Annotated in this window: 16 protein-coding genes; 6 read left to right on the forward strand and 10 right to left on the reverse strand. The window is 68.6% G+C overall.

What is annotated here, in order from left to right:
• Positions 1–4: 4 nt before the first annotated feature.
• The 9 genes from mnmA to C1704_RS03475 form a co-directional block, all read right to left on the reverse strand.
• Positions 5–1,105, reverse strand: a complete 1,101-nt coding sequence (gene mnmA / locus C1704_RS03435) for a tRNA 2-thiouridine(34) synthase MnmA (RefSeq protein WP_104301030.1) — start codon at positions 1,103–1,105, stop codon at positions 5–7.
• Positions 1,102–1,608 carry an NUDIX hydrolase gene (locus C1704_RS03440; protein WP_104301032.1) on the reverse strand — a complete coding sequence of 169 codons (507 nt, stop codon included), beginning with the start codon at positions 1,606–1,608 and terminating at the stop codon, positions 1,102–1,104. Before C1704_RS03440 ends, mnmA begins: the two co-directional genes overlap by 4 nt.
• Positions 1,609–1,615: 7 nt before the next feature.
• Complete coding sequence (locus C1704_RS03445) at positions 1,616–2,596, reverse strand: XdhC family protein (RefSeq protein ID WP_104301034.1); 981 nt, start codon at positions 2,594–2,596, stop codon at positions 1,616–1,618.
• Positions 2,597–2,634: 38 nt separating this feature from the next.
• The gene (locus tag C1704_RS03450) at positions 2,635–3,441 is read right to left on the reverse strand and encodes an alpha/beta fold hydrolase (RefSeq protein ID WP_104301036.1); all 807 of its coding nucleotides are present in this window, start codon (positions 3,439–3,441) and stop codon (positions 2,635–2,637) included.
• 18 nt (positions 3,442–3,459) lie between these two features.
• The gene (locus C1704_RS03455; protein ID WP_104301038.1) at positions 3,460–4,878 is read right to left on the reverse strand and encodes an MATE family efflux transporter; all 1,419 of its coding nucleotides are present in this window, start codon (positions 4,876–4,878) and stop codon (positions 3,460–3,462) included.
• Between the two features lie 177 nt (positions 4,879–5,055).
• Positions 5,056–5,871 (reverse strand): phosphonate ABC transporter, permease protein PhnE, encoded by an 816-nt coding sequence (gene phnE, locus C1704_RS03460; RefSeq protein WP_104301040.1) that lies wholly within the window; start codon positions 5,869–5,871, stop codon positions 5,056–5,058.
• The gene (locus C1704_RS03465; RefSeq protein ID WP_104301042.1) at positions 5,868–6,710 is read right to left on the reverse strand and encodes a PhnE/PtxC family ABC transporter permease; all 843 of its coding nucleotides are present in this window, start codon (positions 6,708–6,710) and stop codon (positions 5,868–5,870) included. Before C1704_RS03465 ends, phnE begins: the two co-directional genes overlap by 4 nt.
• 7 nt (positions 6,711–6,717) lie before the next feature.
• The gene (locus C1704_RS03470) at positions 6,718–7,542 is read right to left on the reverse strand and encodes a phosphonate ABC transporter ATP-binding protein (protein ID WP_104301664.1); all 825 of its coding nucleotides are present in this window, start codon (positions 7,540–7,542) and stop codon (positions 6,718–6,720) included.
• A gap of 14 nt (positions 7,543–7,556) precedes the next feature.
• Positions 7,557–8,414 carry a putative selenate ABC transporter substrate-binding protein gene (locus C1704_RS03475; RefSeq protein WP_104301665.1) on the reverse strand — a complete coding sequence of 286 codons (858 nt, stop codon included), beginning with the start codon at positions 8,412–8,414 and terminating at the stop codon, positions 7,557–7,559.
• Positions 8,415–8,631: 217 nt separating this feature from the next.
• Here C1704_RS03475 and C1704_RS03480 point away from each other — a divergent pair, with 217 nt between their 5' ends.
• Genes C1704_RS03480 through C1704_RS03505 form a run of 6 tightly spaced genes read left to right on the forward strand, consistent with a single transcriptional unit; the run spans position 8,632 to position 14,008 of the window.
• Positions 8,632–9,747, forward strand: a complete 1,116-nt coding sequence (locus C1704_RS03480; protein ID WP_104301044.1) for a Re/Si-specific NAD(P)(+) transhydrogenase subunit alpha — start codon at positions 8,632–8,634, stop codon at positions 9,745–9,747.
• 11 nt (positions 9,748–9,758) lie between these two features.
• Positions 9,759–10,121: an aspartate 1-decarboxylase gene (gene panD / locus C1704_RS03485; RefSeq protein ID WP_104301046.1), complete on the forward strand. Its 363-nt coding sequence runs from the start codon at positions 9,759–9,761 to the stop codon at positions 10,119–10,121.
• 35 nt (positions 10,122–10,156) lie between these two features.
• On the forward strand, positions 10,157–10,477 hold the full coding sequence (locus C1704_RS03490; protein ID WP_104301048.1) for an NAD(P) transhydrogenase subunit alpha part 2: 321 nt from the start codon (positions 10,157–10,159) through the stop codon (positions 10,475–10,477).
• Positions 10,474–11,910 carry an NAD(P)(+) transhydrogenase (Re/Si-specific) subunit beta gene (locus C1704_RS03495; protein WP_104301050.1) on the forward strand — a complete coding sequence of 479 codons (1,437 nt, stop codon included), beginning with the start codon at positions 10,474–10,476 and terminating at the stop codon, positions 11,908–11,910. Before C1704_RS03490 ends, C1704_RS03495 begins: the two co-directional genes overlap by 4 nt.
• Before the next feature lie 44 nt (positions 11,911–11,954).
• On the forward strand, positions 11,955–12,632 hold the full coding sequence (locus C1704_RS03500; protein ID WP_104301052.1) for a response regulator: 678 nt from the start codon (positions 11,955–11,957) through the stop codon (positions 12,630–12,632).
• Positions 12,629–14,008, forward strand: coding sequence for an ATP-binding protein (locus C1704_RS03505; RefSeq protein WP_104301054.1), 1,380 nt, complete (start codon positions 12,629–12,631; stop codon positions 14,006–14,008). Before C1704_RS03500 ends, C1704_RS03505 begins: the two co-directional genes overlap by 4 nt.
• Here C1704_RS03505 and C1704_RS03510 read toward each other — a convergent pair.
• Positions 14,002–14,694, reverse strand: coding sequence for a tetratricopeptide repeat protein (locus C1704_RS03510; protein WP_245876363.1), 693 nt, complete (start codon positions 14,692–14,694; stop codon positions 14,002–14,004). The two genes, C1704_RS03505 and C1704_RS03510, sit on opposite strands and share 7 nt — an antisense overlap.

Consider the following 14,694-nt stretch of genomic DNA (forward strand, 5'->3'; position numbering starts at 1 on the left):
CGCCTCAGGCCAGCACCGTGTCGATCACCCCACCGCCCAGGCAGACGTCCCCGTCGTAGAGCACGGCCGACTGTCCCGGCGTGACGGCCCACTGGGCCTGCGGGAAGTCGAGCCCGAAGCGGGCACCGTCCAGGCCTTCGAAGGTGCAGGGTGCATCGCTCTGGCGGTAGCGCGTCTTGGCACCATAGGGGCCGGCCGGTGGCGGCTCCCCAGCCGTCCAGCTCGCGTCGCCGGCCACCAGGCGGTGCGACAGCAGCCAGGGATGGTCATGGCCCTGCACCACATAGAGGGTGTTCGTGGCCATGTCCTTGCGCGCCACGAACCAGGGGGCGTGGTCGCCGCCGCCGCGCGGGGCGCCCTTGTCCTTGACGCCCCCGATGCCGATGCCCTTGCGCTGCCCCAGGGTGTAGAAGCTCAGGCCCACGTGTTCGCCCAGCACCCGGCCGCGGTCGTCCTTGATGGGGCCGGGCGTGTTCGAGAGGTAGCGGTTGAGGAACTCGCGGAAGGGCCGCTCACCGATGAAGCAGATGCCGGTCGAGTCCTTCTTCTTCGCATTGGGCAGCCCGATCTCGGCGGCGAGGCGGCGCACCTCGGTCTTGTGCAGTTCGCCCACGGGGAAGAGCGTCTTGCTGAGCTGCGCCTGGTTCAGCCGGTGCAGGAAGTAGCTCTGGTCCTTGGAAGGGTCCAGCCCCCTGAGCAGCTGGAAGCGGCCGTCGCGTTCGCGCACGCGGGCGTAGTGGCCAGTGGCGATCTTCTCGGCGCCCAGGCGCATGGCATGGTCGAGGAAGGCCTTGAACTTGATCTCGGCGTTGCACAGGATGTCGGGGTTGGGCGTGCGCCCGGCCTGGTACTCGCGCAGGAACTCGGCAAACACCCGGTCCTTGTACTCGGCCGCGAAGTTCACGTGCTCGATCTCGATGCCGATGACGTCGGCCACCGCGGCCGCATCGACGAAGTCAATGTTCGACGAGCAGTACTCGCTGTCGTCGTCGTCTTCCCAGTTCTTCATGAAGATGCCGACGACCTCGTGCCCCTGCTGCTTGAGCAGCCAGGCGCTCACGGCCGAATCCACACCGCCGGACAGGCCTACCACCACACGTGTCATGGCGTCTTGATCTCCGGGTCGTAAATCGTGGGATCCACCGTGAGCAGCTCCAGCGGGTAGCGCTTGCCGGCGAGGTAGTCTTCCATGCAGCGCAGCACCAGCGGGCTGCGGTGCCGCTCGCGGCTGGCGCGGATCTCGTCGGGTGTCATCCACAGGGTGCGCACGATGCCTTCGTCCAGCACCCAGCCCGGCGCGGGCTCGCTGGCCTTGCCGCAGAAGGCGAAGCGCACATAGGTCACGTCCTCGCCGGTGGCCGGGCGATGAAAGCGCGAGAGGTAGACCCCCACCAGCGCCTCGGGCGTGAACACGCAGCCGGTTTCCTCCAGGGCTTCGCGCGCCACGCCCTGTGCCGGCGACTCGCCCGGGTCCAGGTGGCCGGCCGGGTTGTTCAGCTTCAGGCCCTCGGCCGTGTGCTCTTCCACCAGCAGGAACTGGCTCTGTCCCTCGACCTGGCGCTCCACGATGGCCGCCACCGTGACACTGGGTTTCCAACGATCGTTCATGGGGGAATTATCGCGGCCGCGAGGCATCGGCGATCACGCCGTTCTTGGCCGCCACCAGTTCGGCCATGATCGACAGGGCGATCTCGGCCGGCGTCTTGCTGCCGATGTAGACGCCCGCCGGGCCGTGCAGGCGCTGCAGCTGGGCATCGGTCAGGCCGAAATGCTCATGCAGCCTCTCGCGCCGGTGTGCGGCATTGCGGCGTGAGCCGATCGCGCCCACGTAGAAGGCCTGCGAGCGCAGTGCGTCGATCAGCGCCAGGTCGTCGAGCTTGGGGTCATGGGTGAGCGTCACCACCGCCGTGCGCGCATCGGGTTGCAGCCGCACGATCAGGTCGTCGGGCATCTCGCGGGTCAGGGTCACGCCGGGCAGGGTCCAGCTCTGCGGCTGTTCTTCGCGCGGGTCGCACACGATCACCTCGAAGCCCAGGCTCAGCGCCATCTCGCCGAGGAAGCGCGAGAGGTCGCCCGCGCCGATCACGACCAGCCGAAAGCGCGGGCCGAAGTGCGTGCGCAGGTGGGTGTCGTCGAGGCGGAGTAGGCTGTCGCGCGCGCCGGGCTGCAGCAGCACCTCGCCGGTGCGCAGGTCGAGCACCCGCTCTGTGCTGCGCCGGGCCTGGCAGGCGGCCAGCAACTCGGGCAACTGGCTGCGTTCCGACACCGGCTCCAGCACCAGCTCCACCGTGCCCCCGCAGGGCAGGCCGAAGCGGTGCGCCTGGTCGGCCGAGATGCCGTAGCGCAGCGTCGAGGGCCGCCCGCCGGCACACACGGCCTCGACCCCTTCCTCGCGCACGCGGTGGATGAGGTCGTCCTCGATGCAGCCGCCCGAGACCGAGCCCACCGTGTGGCCCTGGGCGTTGATGGCCATCAGCGAGCCGGGCGGGCGCGGCGACGAGCCCCAGGTGCGGGCCACGGTGACCAGCACCACGGGCAGCCCCTGACCTTGCCATTCGTGCGCGGTGCGCAGCACCCGGGTGTCGAGGTCTTCCATGCCGTCACCTTAGCCCAGATCGGAAGGCTACTGGCGACTCAGGCGCCGCCGCCCTGAACGCTGCTGCCCATCGACAGAAAGTCGGCCACCAGACGCAGGACCTCGTCACCCTGATCCCGATGGGGCACATGGCCGCAAGGAAGGATGGCCAGCCGCGCAGGCCCCTTCACGCCGCCGGCGATGCGACGCGGAAACGCCAGCGAGCCGTACTCGTCATGCTCGCCGTGGATGGCCAGCACCGGGCAGGTGATGCGTTCCAGCTCATGGTCGAGGGTCCAGTCCCTGAACGCCGGTGAGAGCCACACCTGCGTCCAGGCATCCAGCACCCAGGGCGCCTTGTCGCCATGCCATCGCACCAGCCGGGCCTGCTGGGCCGGATCGGCAAACTGCCGTTGGGCCTCGCGGATGCCCGTCAGCGTGAGCGGCTCCACGAAAGCCTGGGCGGCTTCGCTGATCACCGCCTCGCAGCGCGCGCCGTGCCGGGCCGCGATCGTGAGCGCCATGCCGCCGCCCACGCTGTGGCCGAACGGCACGAAGCGCTCGATGCCAAGCGCTTCGAGGAGCGCGGGGACGACGACCACGGCCTCTTCCTCGATGAAGCCGGGCGACGGCCGCTCCACGCGCGGCGAAGACTTGCCGAAGCCCAGACGGTCGTAGGCGATCACGGACCTGGATGTCGCCACCGCCAAGGCCGCTGGGAAGTCCCGCCACTGCTCGACCGAGCCGAGGGAGTCATGCAGCAACAGGAGGGGACTGCGCTTGCTGCCAGGGACAGACCAGCGGCGGGTGAACACCCCGCCGCCGGGAACATCGATGATCAATTCGCTGAGGTCTGGGGGGCGCATGCTTTGTGCCGTGAGGCATCACACCGCCATTGTCTTCCATCGTCCCCGGGTGAACAGCCACAGCGTGAACAGGCCCACGGCGGTTTCCGAGACGAAGACGCCCCAGAACACCCCGGAGTGCGACCATCCCAGCGGCAGGGCCAGCGCCCAGGCCAGCGGGATCTGGAGGAGCCAGAAGAAGACGAGGTTGATCCAGGTCGGCGTCATCGTGTCGCCCGCGCCATTGAAGGCCTGCACCGCCACCATCCACCAGCCATAGACAAAGTACGAGTAGGCCAGGATGGAGAGCCACTCGCCGCCGATGGCGATGACGGCCGCATCGTCGGTGAACAGGCCGATGATCGCGTCGTGCCAGAGGAAGAAGGCCACCGAGACGGCCAGCGTGAACGCCATGTTCATCCAGCCGATGCGCCACACCGAGGCCTCGGCCCGGCCCGGCTCGCCCGCGCCCAGGTTCTGCCCCACCAGCGTCGCGGCGGCGTTCGACATGCCCCAGGCGGGCATGAGGGTGAACATCATGACGCGCATGGCAATGGTGGCGCCGGCCACCGCCTCGGTGGACACGCTGGCCAGGATGCGCATCAGGAAGATCCACGCCGTCATCGCCACGATCATCTGCCCGATGCCGCCCAGAGACGTGCGGGCGATCAGCAGCAGGGTCGCGCCATGCCATCGCACCTGGGCCCGTGCGATGCGCAGGTGTTCGCTGCCGCGCACCAGGATCCACAACTGCATCAGCACCCCCGCGCCGCGGCCGATGTTGGTGGCAATGGCCGCCCCCTCGATGCCCATCGCAGGAATGGGACCCAGGCCGAAGATGAGGATGGGGTCCAGCACGATGTTGAGGGCATTGGCCACCCACAGCACCCGCATGGCCGCCGCTGCATCGCCCGCGCCGCGGAAGATCGCATTGATCACGAAGAGCAGCAGGATCACGGCATTGCCGCCCAGCATCCACTGGGTGTAGCGGTAGCCGTGCTCGATGGCCCAGGCATCCGCGCCCATGAGCCTCAGGAGATCCTTGGCCCAGACGATGCCAGCCACCGCGAAGGGCAGCGACACCAGCACCGCAAGCAGGATGGCCTGCACCGCCGACAAGGCCGCGTCCTCACCCTTGGTTTCACCGATGCGTCGCGCGACGATGGCCGTGACGGCCATCGCCAAGCCCATCGCGATCGAATAGAGGAGGAAGAGGTAGGTCTCGGTCAGGCCGACCGTCGCCACCGCCGAAGCACCCAACTGGGCGACGAAAAAGATGTCCACCACCGCGAAGGTGGATTCGAGCACCAGCTCGAGCATCATCGGAATGGCCAGGAGGAACACCGCGCGCTTCAGCGGGATGCGGGTGTAGTCGGCGTTGGTGCCACGCAGTGCGGCACGCAGGTCGGCCCAGAACGACGGCAGGGGCGCGGTCAGAGCGGAATCGGTGGAGCTCATGGGGTCTTTCAGTCAACCTCGATGGTGCCGTTCGCGGCCAGCGGCCCGAGGCGGGCCAGTTGAAGCCGTGCATCATAGGGGCGGCGAGTCCGGCGTCCCCGACCACTGCCGCGCTCACCACCCGGGGCCACTGGTCGGCAGTTCGCGGCTCCCGTGGGGTGTGCCGCCTGCAGGCCCTCAGGGATTCAACACCCTTCGCACCAGCGAGGACAGAAGATCGACCGCCGCCACCAGCACGATGGTGGCCAGCAGGATGGTGCCCGTCTCGCGCATGTGGAACAGGCCCATGTGGAAGGACAGCATCTGCCCCAGACCGCCGCCGCCCACCACGCCCAGCACGGCGGCGGCCCGGATGTTGTTTTCCCAGCGGTACAGCGTGTAGGACATCAGTTGCGGCAAGGCCTGCGGCAGCGTGGCATAGAGGAAGACCCGCCCGCGCGGCACGCCCGGCACGCGCAGCGCCAGGGCGGGTCCGTCCGGGGCATTTTCCAGGGCTTCGGCAAACAGCCGTCCCAGCACGCCGGTGGTGTGCAGGGCCAGGGCCAGCGTCCCGGCCAATGGCCCCAGCCCGGCCGAGATCAGCAGCAAGGCGGCCCACACCAGCTCCGGAATGGACCGCAGCACATTGAGCAGCCAGCGTGTCGGGGCACGCCACCAGCCGGGCGGTCGTCCAGGCACCCGACTGGCGGGAAGGGCCAGCAACAGGCCTGCCAAAGCCGCGAGCAGCGTGCCCACGGCCGACATCGCCAGGGTTTCGAGGGTGGCCTTGAGCAGGCGTCCGAGGAAGCCTGGGTCGAGCGCGGGGTGGGCCAGTTCCCCCAGGAAGGCGCCCATGCGGCGCGCAGCATCGGCCGAGAGCAGCCGCGCCCCATCGAGGCCGACCTCGACGAAACTGGCCACCGACAGGACCGCCAGGCCCAGCAGCAGCACCGGCACGCTCCAGCGTCGCGGGGGCGGTGACGGCAAGGGCTTCGTGGCGACGGGCGCGCTCATCCGATCACCTTGCGCAACTGGGCACTCACGGCATCGGCCAGCGCCACGAGCAGGACGAAGGCCGCAAGGATCGTGGCCACCTCCCCTCCGTTGAACATCTTCATCGAGGCATCGAGCTGCTGGCCCAACCCGCCCGCCCCCACGAAGCCCAGCACGGCCGACGAGCGGATCGCGCATTCCCAGCGATACACGGTGTAGCTGGTGAGTTCGCCGGCATTGCCGGGCAGCAGCGCATACAGGAAGGCCTGCAGGCGTCCGCTGCCGTGGCGCAGCAGCGTGCGGGCCGGGTGCAGGTCGCCGCTTTCCAGAATCTCGCCATAGACCTTGCCCAGCATGCCGGCATAGGTGAGCGCAATCGCCAGCACCCCGGCCGCCGGACCCAGGCCCACGACACGCACGAACACCAGCGCCCAGATCAGCTCGGGCACGCTGCGCAGCACCACCAGCAGGCCGCGCACCCCCTGACGCAACGCCCAGGCCAGGGGATGCATGCGTCCGGACAAGGCCGACACCGACAGGGCGGCACATGACAGCAGCGTGAGGGGCACGGCCAGCAGCAGGGCCAGCACCATCGCGGCGGTGGCGATCGCCACGGTGCGCCAGGTCTCTCGCGCCACCAGGGCCAGGAAGTCGGTCGAGGTCTCGGGCGGCAGGAAGTCGCCGAGGAAATGAAGCGTGACCCGCAGGTTCTCGGGCGCCAGCAGCACCCAGGGCTTGAATTCCACGGCCACGAGCGACGGCGCCAGCAGGGCCACACCCGCGAGGGCCCAGAAGACCCGCGCGCGCCACGCCGGATCGCGGTGCGCGTCCACGGAGCGGGTGGTGGCCTGCGGGGTCATGGAGCCCTCAGCAATGGATCACGGTGCGAACGGGCGGGCCGTCCGGCGAGGCCGGCAGGCCGGCACCCTGCAGCTCGTGCTCGAAACTCGCATACAGGCGGGCCAGCCGTTCGGGATCGACCTCGGCCGCAGGCAGATCGAACGCCAGCCGTCCATCTCGCAGGCCCAGGATGCGAGGAAAACTGGACAGGGCCAGGTCCACCTGGTGCAGCGAGGCCACCAAGGTCACACCGCGCTCGGTGGCGGCGTCGGTGATGGAACGCAGCGCCTGGGATGCCCGCGTCGGGTCCAGTGCCGAGAGAGGCTCGTCGATCAGCCACAGCGCGGCGGGTGACAACAGCGCACGTGCAAGCCCCACGCGCTGGCGCTCGCCCCCTGACAGGCGGTCCACCCGCTCCCACAGCTTGTCGCCCAGGTCGAAGCGCTCGAGCGCGGCGTGCGCGTCGGGCGCACCGATGGGCCTGACGAGCGATGCCAGGCTGGCCCAGAGGCTCATCCGGGGCAGCCGGGCCGCCAGCACGGCGGTCACCACCCGCTGGCGCGGCGGCAACGGGGGGGTCTGGGGCGCCAGGAACAGCCGGGCGCGCAGCTCGCGCAGGGCCGAAGGCGACAGGGTCCAGGGGTCCTGCCCATCCAGCAGGAGACGCCCGTGGGTCGGCGCCAGTGCACAGGCCAGCGCATGCAGCAAGCTGGTCTTGCCGGCCCCGGAGGGGCCGATCACCGCCACGTGCTCACCCGGCCGGATGTGCAGCGAGAGATCCTGCAAGGCCGCTGGTGCACCCTCGCGGGCCTGGGGGTGCTGCACCGCCACGGCCTCCAGCACGAGCGCCAGCCCCGCAACAGTGCTCACTTGATCAGGCCTGCGCTGCGACCGGCCGCTTCCAGGCCCTGGTAGTTCGACGCCTGGGTGGGAATGAAGCGCGTGGCCCGCGCCAGGCCCAGGATTTCCTTGCCCTCGGCGTTGTCGGCGCTCAGCGCAAGCAGCGCCTGCTGGATCTTCTCGCGCTGCGCGGCCGGCATGTCCGCGTGCACCGACCAGTTGTAGTTGAAATAGGGCGGCGTCGTGTAGAAGACATCCACCTTGCGGGTGTCGACCTTGTTCTCGCCCACGAACTTGCGCCACACCGTGATGTCCAGCGCCGCCGCATCCACCCGGCCACTCACGACCGAGGCGATGGTGGCGTCATGCGCGCCCGAGAAGGCCACGCGCTTGAAGTCTCGCTCGGGCTCGATGCCGGCCTGCAGCAGGAAGCTGCGCGGCATCAGGTGCCCCGAGGTGCTCGAGGCCGAGCCGAAGCTCACCTGCCGGCCCTTCAGGTCTTCCAGGCGCGTGATACCCGAGGCCTTCTGAGCGATGAAGACGGAGCGGAACTGCGTGTCTTCCTCGCGCTGCGCGATCGGGATGACCTTGTCGCCCGAGCGCAGCCTGGCCTGCACGAAGGTGAAGCCCCCGAACCACACCAGGTCCACCTGCTTGTTCACCAGCGCCTCCACGGCGGCGGGATAGTCATTCACCGGCACGAACTCCACCTTGGTGCCCAGGGTGCGCTCCAGGTACTTCACCAGGGGCCCGAACTTGCGCAGTTGCTCGGAGGCCGCTTCCTCGGGAATGGTGGTGACCTTCAGGACCGCCTGCGCCTGCGCGCCGGCGGCCAGGGTCAGGGCCAGACACGCGGCCAGGACGCGCGCTGCGCGCGCAAACAGGTGGGACAGGGGTTTCACGGCGGATTCCTTTTGTTGAGGTCGATACTGTAAGGCTGGGCGAGAGGCCGCCCCTCCTCCGCGACACCTTGCAATTCCCTGAAACTTGTAACCTCGTTACAACCACAGAACCCTGTCAGCTTGTGTAAGCTGCGCAGGATTTGGCATGGCACCGCCCGGTGCGGTGCCGCAGTTTCAGAGAACCACACGAGGAGGCTTCATGCTCATAGGCGTACCGCTCGAGACGGTGGCGGGGGAGACCCGCGTGGCCGTCACGCCCGAGACGGCCAAGAAACTCAAGGCCCAGGGCCATACCGTGCGCGTCCAGTCGGGCGCGGGCGTGAAGGCCTCGGCGCCGGACGAGGCCTACACCGCCGTGGGCGCCGAGATCACCGATGCGGCTGGCGCCTACGGCTGCGAGCTGGTGCTGAAGGTGCGCGCCCCCGGCGCCGACGAGCTGGCGCTGATGAAGCCCGGCACCACCCTGGTGGGCATGCTCAACCCCTTCGATGCCGAGGGCCTGCAGCGCCTGGCGGCGGCGGGCCTCACGAGCTTTGCGCTGGAAGCCGCGCCGCGCACGACGCGGGCGCAGAGCATGGACGTGCTGTCCTCACAGGCCAACATCGCCGGCTACAAGGCCGTGATGATCGCCGCCGACAAGTACCAGCGTTTCTTCCCCATGCTGATGACGGCCGCCGGCACCGTGAAGGCCGCACGCGTGGTGATCCTGGGCGTGGGCGTGGCCGGGCTGCAGGCCATTGCCACGGCCAAGCGCCTGGGCGCGGTGATCGAAGCCTCGGACGTGCGGCCGTCGGTGAAGGAACAGGTGGAGTCGCTGGGCGCCAAGTTCATCGACGTGCCCTATGAAACCGCCGAGGAGAAAGAAGCCGCCGAAGGCGTGGGCGGCTATGCCCGGCCCATGCCGCAAAGCTGGCTCGACCGCCAGAAGGTCGAGGTGGCCAAGCGCGTGGCCCTGGCCGACGTGGTGATCACCACCGCGCTCATCCCTGGTCGCCCCGCTCCGGTGCTGGTGACCGAGGAGATGGTCAAATCCATGAAACCCGGCTCGGTGATCGTGGACCTGGCCGCGCCCCAGGGCGGCAACTGCCCGCTGACCGAGCCCGGCCAGACCGTCATCAAGCACGGCGTGACCCTGGTGGGCGAGACCAACCTGCCCGCCCTGGTGGCCGCCGACGCCTCGGCGCTGTACGCGCGCAACGTGCTCGACTTCCTGAAGCTGGTGATCACGAAGGAAGGCACGCTGAAGGTGGACCTGGAGGACGACATCGTCGCGGCCTGCCGCATGACGCAAGACGGCCAGGTGACGCGCAAATGATGCCGTCCCCGATGCAGCGCGTGATGTTGCGCGCCAAGCTGCACCGCGCCACCGTGACCGAGGCCGACCTGCACTACGAGGGCAGCTGCGGCATCGACGAGGACCTGATGGACGCGGCCGACATGCGCGAGTTCGAGCACATCGACCTCTACAACGTCAACAATGGCGAGCGCTTCTCGACCTACATCATCAAGGCCCCGCGCGGCAGCGGCGCCATCTCGCTCAATGGTGCGGCCGCGCGCAAGGCCCAGGTGGGCGACCTGCTCATCATCTGCACCTACGCCCCGATGAGCGAGGACCTGGCCCGCGACCACAAGCCCCGGGTGGTGCTGCTGGGCGAAGGCAACCGCATCCAGGAAGTTCGCAAGTTCTGATCCGCAAGTTCTGACACTTTGAAGGAGACGCCGGCATGGACACGCTCAGCCCGGTCATCATCAACCTGATCATCTTCGTGCTCGCCATCTACGTGGGCTACCACGTGGTGTGGAACGTCACGCCCGCCCTGCACACACCGCTGATGGCGGTGACCAACGCCATCTCGGCCATCGTGATCGTGGGCGCCATGCTGGCCGCCGCGCTCACCGAAACCGGCCTGGGCAAGACCATGGGCGTGCTGGCGGTGGCGCTGGCCGCCGTGAACGTGTTCGGCGGCTTTCTGGTGACGCGCCGCATGCTCGAGATGTTCAAGAAGAAAGAGAAGAAGGCGCCGGCCGCGGGAGAGCAGGCATGAGCATGAACCTCGTCGTTCTCCTGTACCTGGTGGCCAGCGTCTGTTTCATCCAGGCGCTCAAGGGCCTGAGCCATCCCACCACGTCCATCCGCGGCAACCTCTTCGGCATGACGGGGATGGCGATCGCCATCCTCACCACCGCCGCGCTCATCGTCGAGACGGCCGGCCGCATGGGCCAGCAAGGCGCCTCGGGCATGGTGTGGGTGCTGGTGGGTCTGCTGGTGGGCGGCTCCATCGGCACGGTGATGGCCAAGCGGGTCGAGATGACCAAGATGCCCGAACTGGTGGCCTTCATGCACAGCATGGTGGGTCTGGCCGCCGTCTTCATCGCAGTCGCCACCGCCGTGGAGCCCTGGGCTTTCGGTATCACGGCCAAGGATGCCGCCATCCCCACGGGCAACCGGCTGGAACTGGCCCTGGGCGCGGTGATCGGTGCCATCACCTTCAGCGGCTCGGTGATCGCCTTCGGCAAGCTCAGCGGCAAGTACAAGTTCCGCCTGTTCCAAGGCGCGCCCGTGGTCTTCTCCGGCCAGCACCTGCTCAACCTGGTGCTGGGCCTGGCGATGCTGGCCCTGGTGGGCGTCTACACGGTCACGCAGAGCGAGGCCGCGCTGTGGGCCTCGATCGCCATCGCCTTCGTGCTGGGCGTGCTCATCATCATCCCCATCGGTGGGGCCGACATGCCCGTGGTGGTGTCCATGCTCAACAGCTACTCGGGCTGGGCAGCGGCGGGCATCGGCTTCTCGCTCAACAACAGCATGCTGATCATCGCCGGCTCGCTGGTGGGCAGCTCGGGCGCCATCCTGAGCTACATCATGTGCAAGGCAATGAACCGCTCGTTCTTCAACGTGATCCTGGGCGGCTTCGGCGGAGACGCCTCGGCTGCTGCAGCCGGAGCCCAGCCGCAGCGCAGCGTCAAGAGCGGCAGCGCCGACGACGCGGCCTTCATTCTGGGCAACGCCGAGACCGTGATCATCGTCCCGGGCTATGGTCTGGCCGTGGCGCGTGCCCAGCATGCGGTGAAGGAGCTGGCCGAGAAGCTCACGCACAAGGGCATCACGGTGAAATACGCCATCCACCCGGTGGCCGGGCGCATGCCGGGCCACATGAACGTGCTGCTGGCCGAAGCCGAGGTGCCCTACGACCAGGTCTTCGAGATGGAAGACATCAACGGCGAGTTCGGCCAGGCCGACGTGGCCATCGTCCTGGGCGCCAACGACGTGGTGAACCCGGCCGCGCTGCAGAAGGGCTCGCCCATCTACGGCATGCCCATCCTGGAGGCCTACAAGGCCAAGACCGTGATCGTCAACAAGCGCAGCATGGCCGCGGGCTACGCCGGCCTGGACAACGAGCTCTTCTACATGGACAAGACCATGATGGTCTTCGGCGACGCGAAGAAGGTGGTGGAAGACATGGTCAAGGCGATCGAGTGAACCGGCTGCGCCTATGATGGCGCGCATCGACTCCCTCGATCGTCATGCGCCTGCTCATCGTCGAAGACGACCCTCTGCTGGGTGATGCGCTCAGCGCCGGACTGCGCCTGCATGGGCATGCGGTGGACTGGTTTCGCAATGGCCAGCAGGCCGATGCGGCCTTGAGCGACACCCCCTATGACGCAGCCGTGCTCGACCTGGGGCTGCCCGGCGGGGATGGCATGCACTGGCTCCATCGCTGGCGGCAGCGCTCGTTGGCGGTGCCGGTGCTCATCCTGACCGCGCGCGACGGCGTGGAGCAGCGCGTGGCAGGGCTTGATGCGGGGGCGGACGACTACCTCGTCAAGCCCATCACCATCGACGAGCTGGCCGCGCGGCTGCGTGCGCTGGTGCGGCGCAGTCAAGGCCGGGCCCAGGCGGTGTGGCAGCACGGAGCACTGGAGTACGACCCCGCGGCCAAGCGCGTGCGCTGGCAAGGACAGGCGGTGGAGCTGACCGGGCGCGAGATGGCGCTGCTCGAAACGCTGATGGCCCATCCGAACCGCGTCCTTTCCAAGACCTTCCTGCAGGAAAAACTCTACGACTGGAGCGGCCAGGAACCGGAGAGCAACGCGCTGGAAGTGCACATCTCGCACCTGCGCAAGAAGCTGCATCCGGGGGTGGTTCGCACGGTGCGCGGTGTGGGCTATGCCCTGGGCAGCGCAGGCGGAGACCCGGCGTGAGCCTGCAGCGGCGCTTGCTGCTGTACCTGCTGGTGGGCGCCCCGCTGGTGTGGGCGCTCGCCCTGGTGGTGTCGGTCGATCGGGCCCGTCATGAAGTGAATGAGCTGTTCGACTCCGAGATGATCCGCCTGGCCCGCCAGGTGCAGGTGACCTTGCAGCCCAGCGAAGCGGCGTCCTCGGGGCAACCAGCCCCGATCGAGGCCTCCAGTGACGCCGGCGAAGCCGATGTGCGCGACCTGGCCATCGCGGTGTGGGATGCCCAGGGCCGGCTGATGCTGGCCGACCACGAAGGCGCCGCGCTACCGCGTCATGCCGACCGGTCGGGCTTTGTGGAGGAGAGGATCGATGGCGACCTGTGGCGTGTGTACTACCTGCACAGCGCCGACGGGCGCTGGCTGGTGGCGGCGGGGCAGAAAGCCTATGAACGCGACGAACTGGTGTTCAGCCTGTCGATGAGCCAGCTGCTGCCCTGGGTGGCGATGCTGCCAGTGCTGCTGCTGGTCATGGCCTGGGCGGTGCGCCGTTCACTGGCGCCCGTGCGCGAGCTGGCCACCGAGCTGCAGGCGCGCTCCCCGGAAGATCTTCGTGCAGTGGATGTGTCGCACACCCCCCAGGAGCTGGCTCCGCTGGGGTCGGCCATGAACGCCCTGTTCGCGCGCATCGAGGACATGATCGCGCGTGAGCGGCGCTTCACTGCGGACGCCGCCCATGAGCTGCGCACGCCGCTGGCGGTGCTGCGGGCGCAATGGGATGTGGTGCGCCGCACCGCCGATCCAACCGAACGGGTCCGGGCGGAGACCAAGTTCGAAGCCGGCCTGGAACGCATGGACCGGCTCGTGACGCAGATGCTGGCGTTGTCGCGCCTGGACGAGGCCGCCCCGCCGGGGCGCTGCAGCGATATCGACTGGCCACCCCTGGTCGAACACGTCATGAGCGAATGCCTGCCCCTGGCAGAACGACGCCACATCGAACTGGCCTGCGAATGGCCACCGGAGACGGATCGTTCAGCGCCGTCGGTCCATCCTTTCCCGCTGCTGGGCGACCCCGACCTGATCGCCGTGCTGCTGCGCAACCTGCTGGACAACGCCGTGCGCTACGCGCCGACCGGCAGCACCGTGGTGCTGCGCCTGGAGGCCGAGGGCCTGTCGGTGGAGAACGCCGGCCCCCCCCTGAGCGAGGAGCAGCGGCAGCGCCTGGGTGAGCGCTTCTACCGGCCGGACGGACAGGAAGAGCGCGGCAGCGGTCTGGGGGTGTCCATCGCTCAGCGCATCGCGCAGTTGCACGGCCTGGTGCTGAGCTACGGCACAGGGCCCGACGGACAGGGCGTCGTGGCGCGGCTGCAATACGCCAGACCTGCGCACACCACCACTCACTGAAGGCGAGCGCGGGCTTTGTCGATGAGGGCGCGCACCTCCTCGCGCCGGCCTGCGTCCGCGATCTGACGACCGGGCCGAGAGGGTGCATGGAGCGCGCGTTCGAGATAGACCAGCGCTTGCTGAGGTTCGTTGGTTTCCAGCAGGAATTCGCCATAGAAGAAATTCGGGTCGATGCCCTGCGGGTTGATCTCCAGGGCCTTGAGCAGCAACTCCCGGGCCTTCTTCTTGTCGCCGAAGCCCACCGGCCAGCCCGGCACCTTGTAGTAGAGCACCCCCAGGCTGTTGTAGGCCGAGCCGTCCAGTGCGCGTGCGTCGATGCCCATCGCCTGTTCGTACAGCCCCTTGGCCTGCTTGACCAGGCTCAGCGCGCCCAGACCGCCTTTCTCCCCCGCCCAGGAACTGACGATGATGCCTTCCCACACCAGCGGCTCCGCGCGCTGGGCGAAAGTCTCGCTCACGCGGTGGGCCTTGGCGGCCAGGGCCTCGAAGCGCCGCTCGCGCTCGGCGGCGGGCGTCTGGTAGCGGATCACCTCCCAGTCGCGTTGGAGTTCAGCCACGGCGTCATCGACGGACGCTGCGTGGGCCTCGGGAGGGAGGACCGCGCCCAGGGCCAGGGCCGCAGCGACGACGAGGCTGCCGAACACGGCCTTGCGGCGCGGCATGAGGATTGGGGAGCGAAGGTTCAT

Origin of the sequence: Caldimonas caldifontis, from assembly GCF_002930615.1 — a bacterium.
Taxonomy (GTDB): Bacteria; Pseudomonadota; Gammaproteobacteria; order Burkholderiales; family Burkholderiaceae_C; genus Caldimonas; species Caldimonas caldifontis.

What these genes read in the sequence shown, in the direction of transcription:
- mnmA (WP_104301030.1), bottom strand. Translation starts at nt 1,105, where the DNA reads ATGACACGTGTGGTGGTAGGCCTGTCCGGCGGTGTGGATTCGGCCGTG.
- C1704_RS03440 (WP_104301032.1), bottom strand. Translation starts at nt 1,608, where the DNA reads ATGAACGATCGTTGGAAACCCAGTGTCACGGTGGCGGCCATCGTGGAG.
- C1704_RS03445 (WP_104301034.1), bottom strand. Translation starts at nt 2,596, where the DNA reads ATGGAAGACCTCGACACCCGGGTGCTGCGCACCGCGCACGAATGGCAA.
- C1704_RS03450 (WP_104301036.1), bottom strand. Translation starts at nt 3,441, where the DNA reads ATGCGCCCCCCAGACCTCAGCGAATTGATCATCGATGTTCCCGGCGGC.
- C1704_RS03455 (WP_104301038.1), bottom strand. Translation starts at nt 4,878, where the DNA reads ATGAGCTCCACCGATTCCGCTCTGACCGCGCCCCTGCCGTCGTTCTGG.
- phnE (WP_104301040.1), bottom strand. Translation starts at nt 5,871, where the DNA reads ATGAGCGCGCCCGTCGCCACGAAGCCCTTGCCGTCACCGCCCCCGCGA.
- C1704_RS03465 (WP_104301042.1), bottom strand. Translation starts at nt 6,710, where the DNA reads ATGACCCCGCAGGCCACCACCCGCTCCGTGGACGCGCACCGCGATCCG.
- C1704_RS03480 (WP_104301044.1), top strand. Translation starts at nt 8,632, where the DNA reads ATGCTCATAGGCGTACCGCTCGAGACGGTGGCGGGGGAGACCCGCGTG.
- panD (WP_104301046.1), top strand. Translation starts at nt 9,759, where the DNA reads ATGCAGCGCGTGATGTTGCGCGCCAAGCTGCACCGCGCCACCGTGACC.
- C1704_RS03490 (WP_104301048.1), top strand. Translation starts at nt 10,157, where the DNA reads ATGGACACGCTCAGCCCGGTCATCATCAACCTGATCATCTTCGTGCTC.
- C1704_RS03495 (WP_104301050.1), top strand. Translation starts at nt 10,474, where the DNA reads ATGAGCATGAACCTCGTCGTTCTCCTGTACCTGGTGGCCAGCGTCTGT.
- C1704_RS03500 (WP_104301052.1), top strand. Translation starts at nt 11,955, where the DNA reads ATGCGCCTGCTCATCGTCGAAGACGACCCTCTGCTGGGTGATGCGCTC.
- C1704_RS03510 (WP_245876363.1), bottom strand. Translation starts at nt 14,694, where the DNA reads ATGAACCTTCGCTCCCCAATCCTCATGCCGCGCCGCAAGGCCGTGTTC.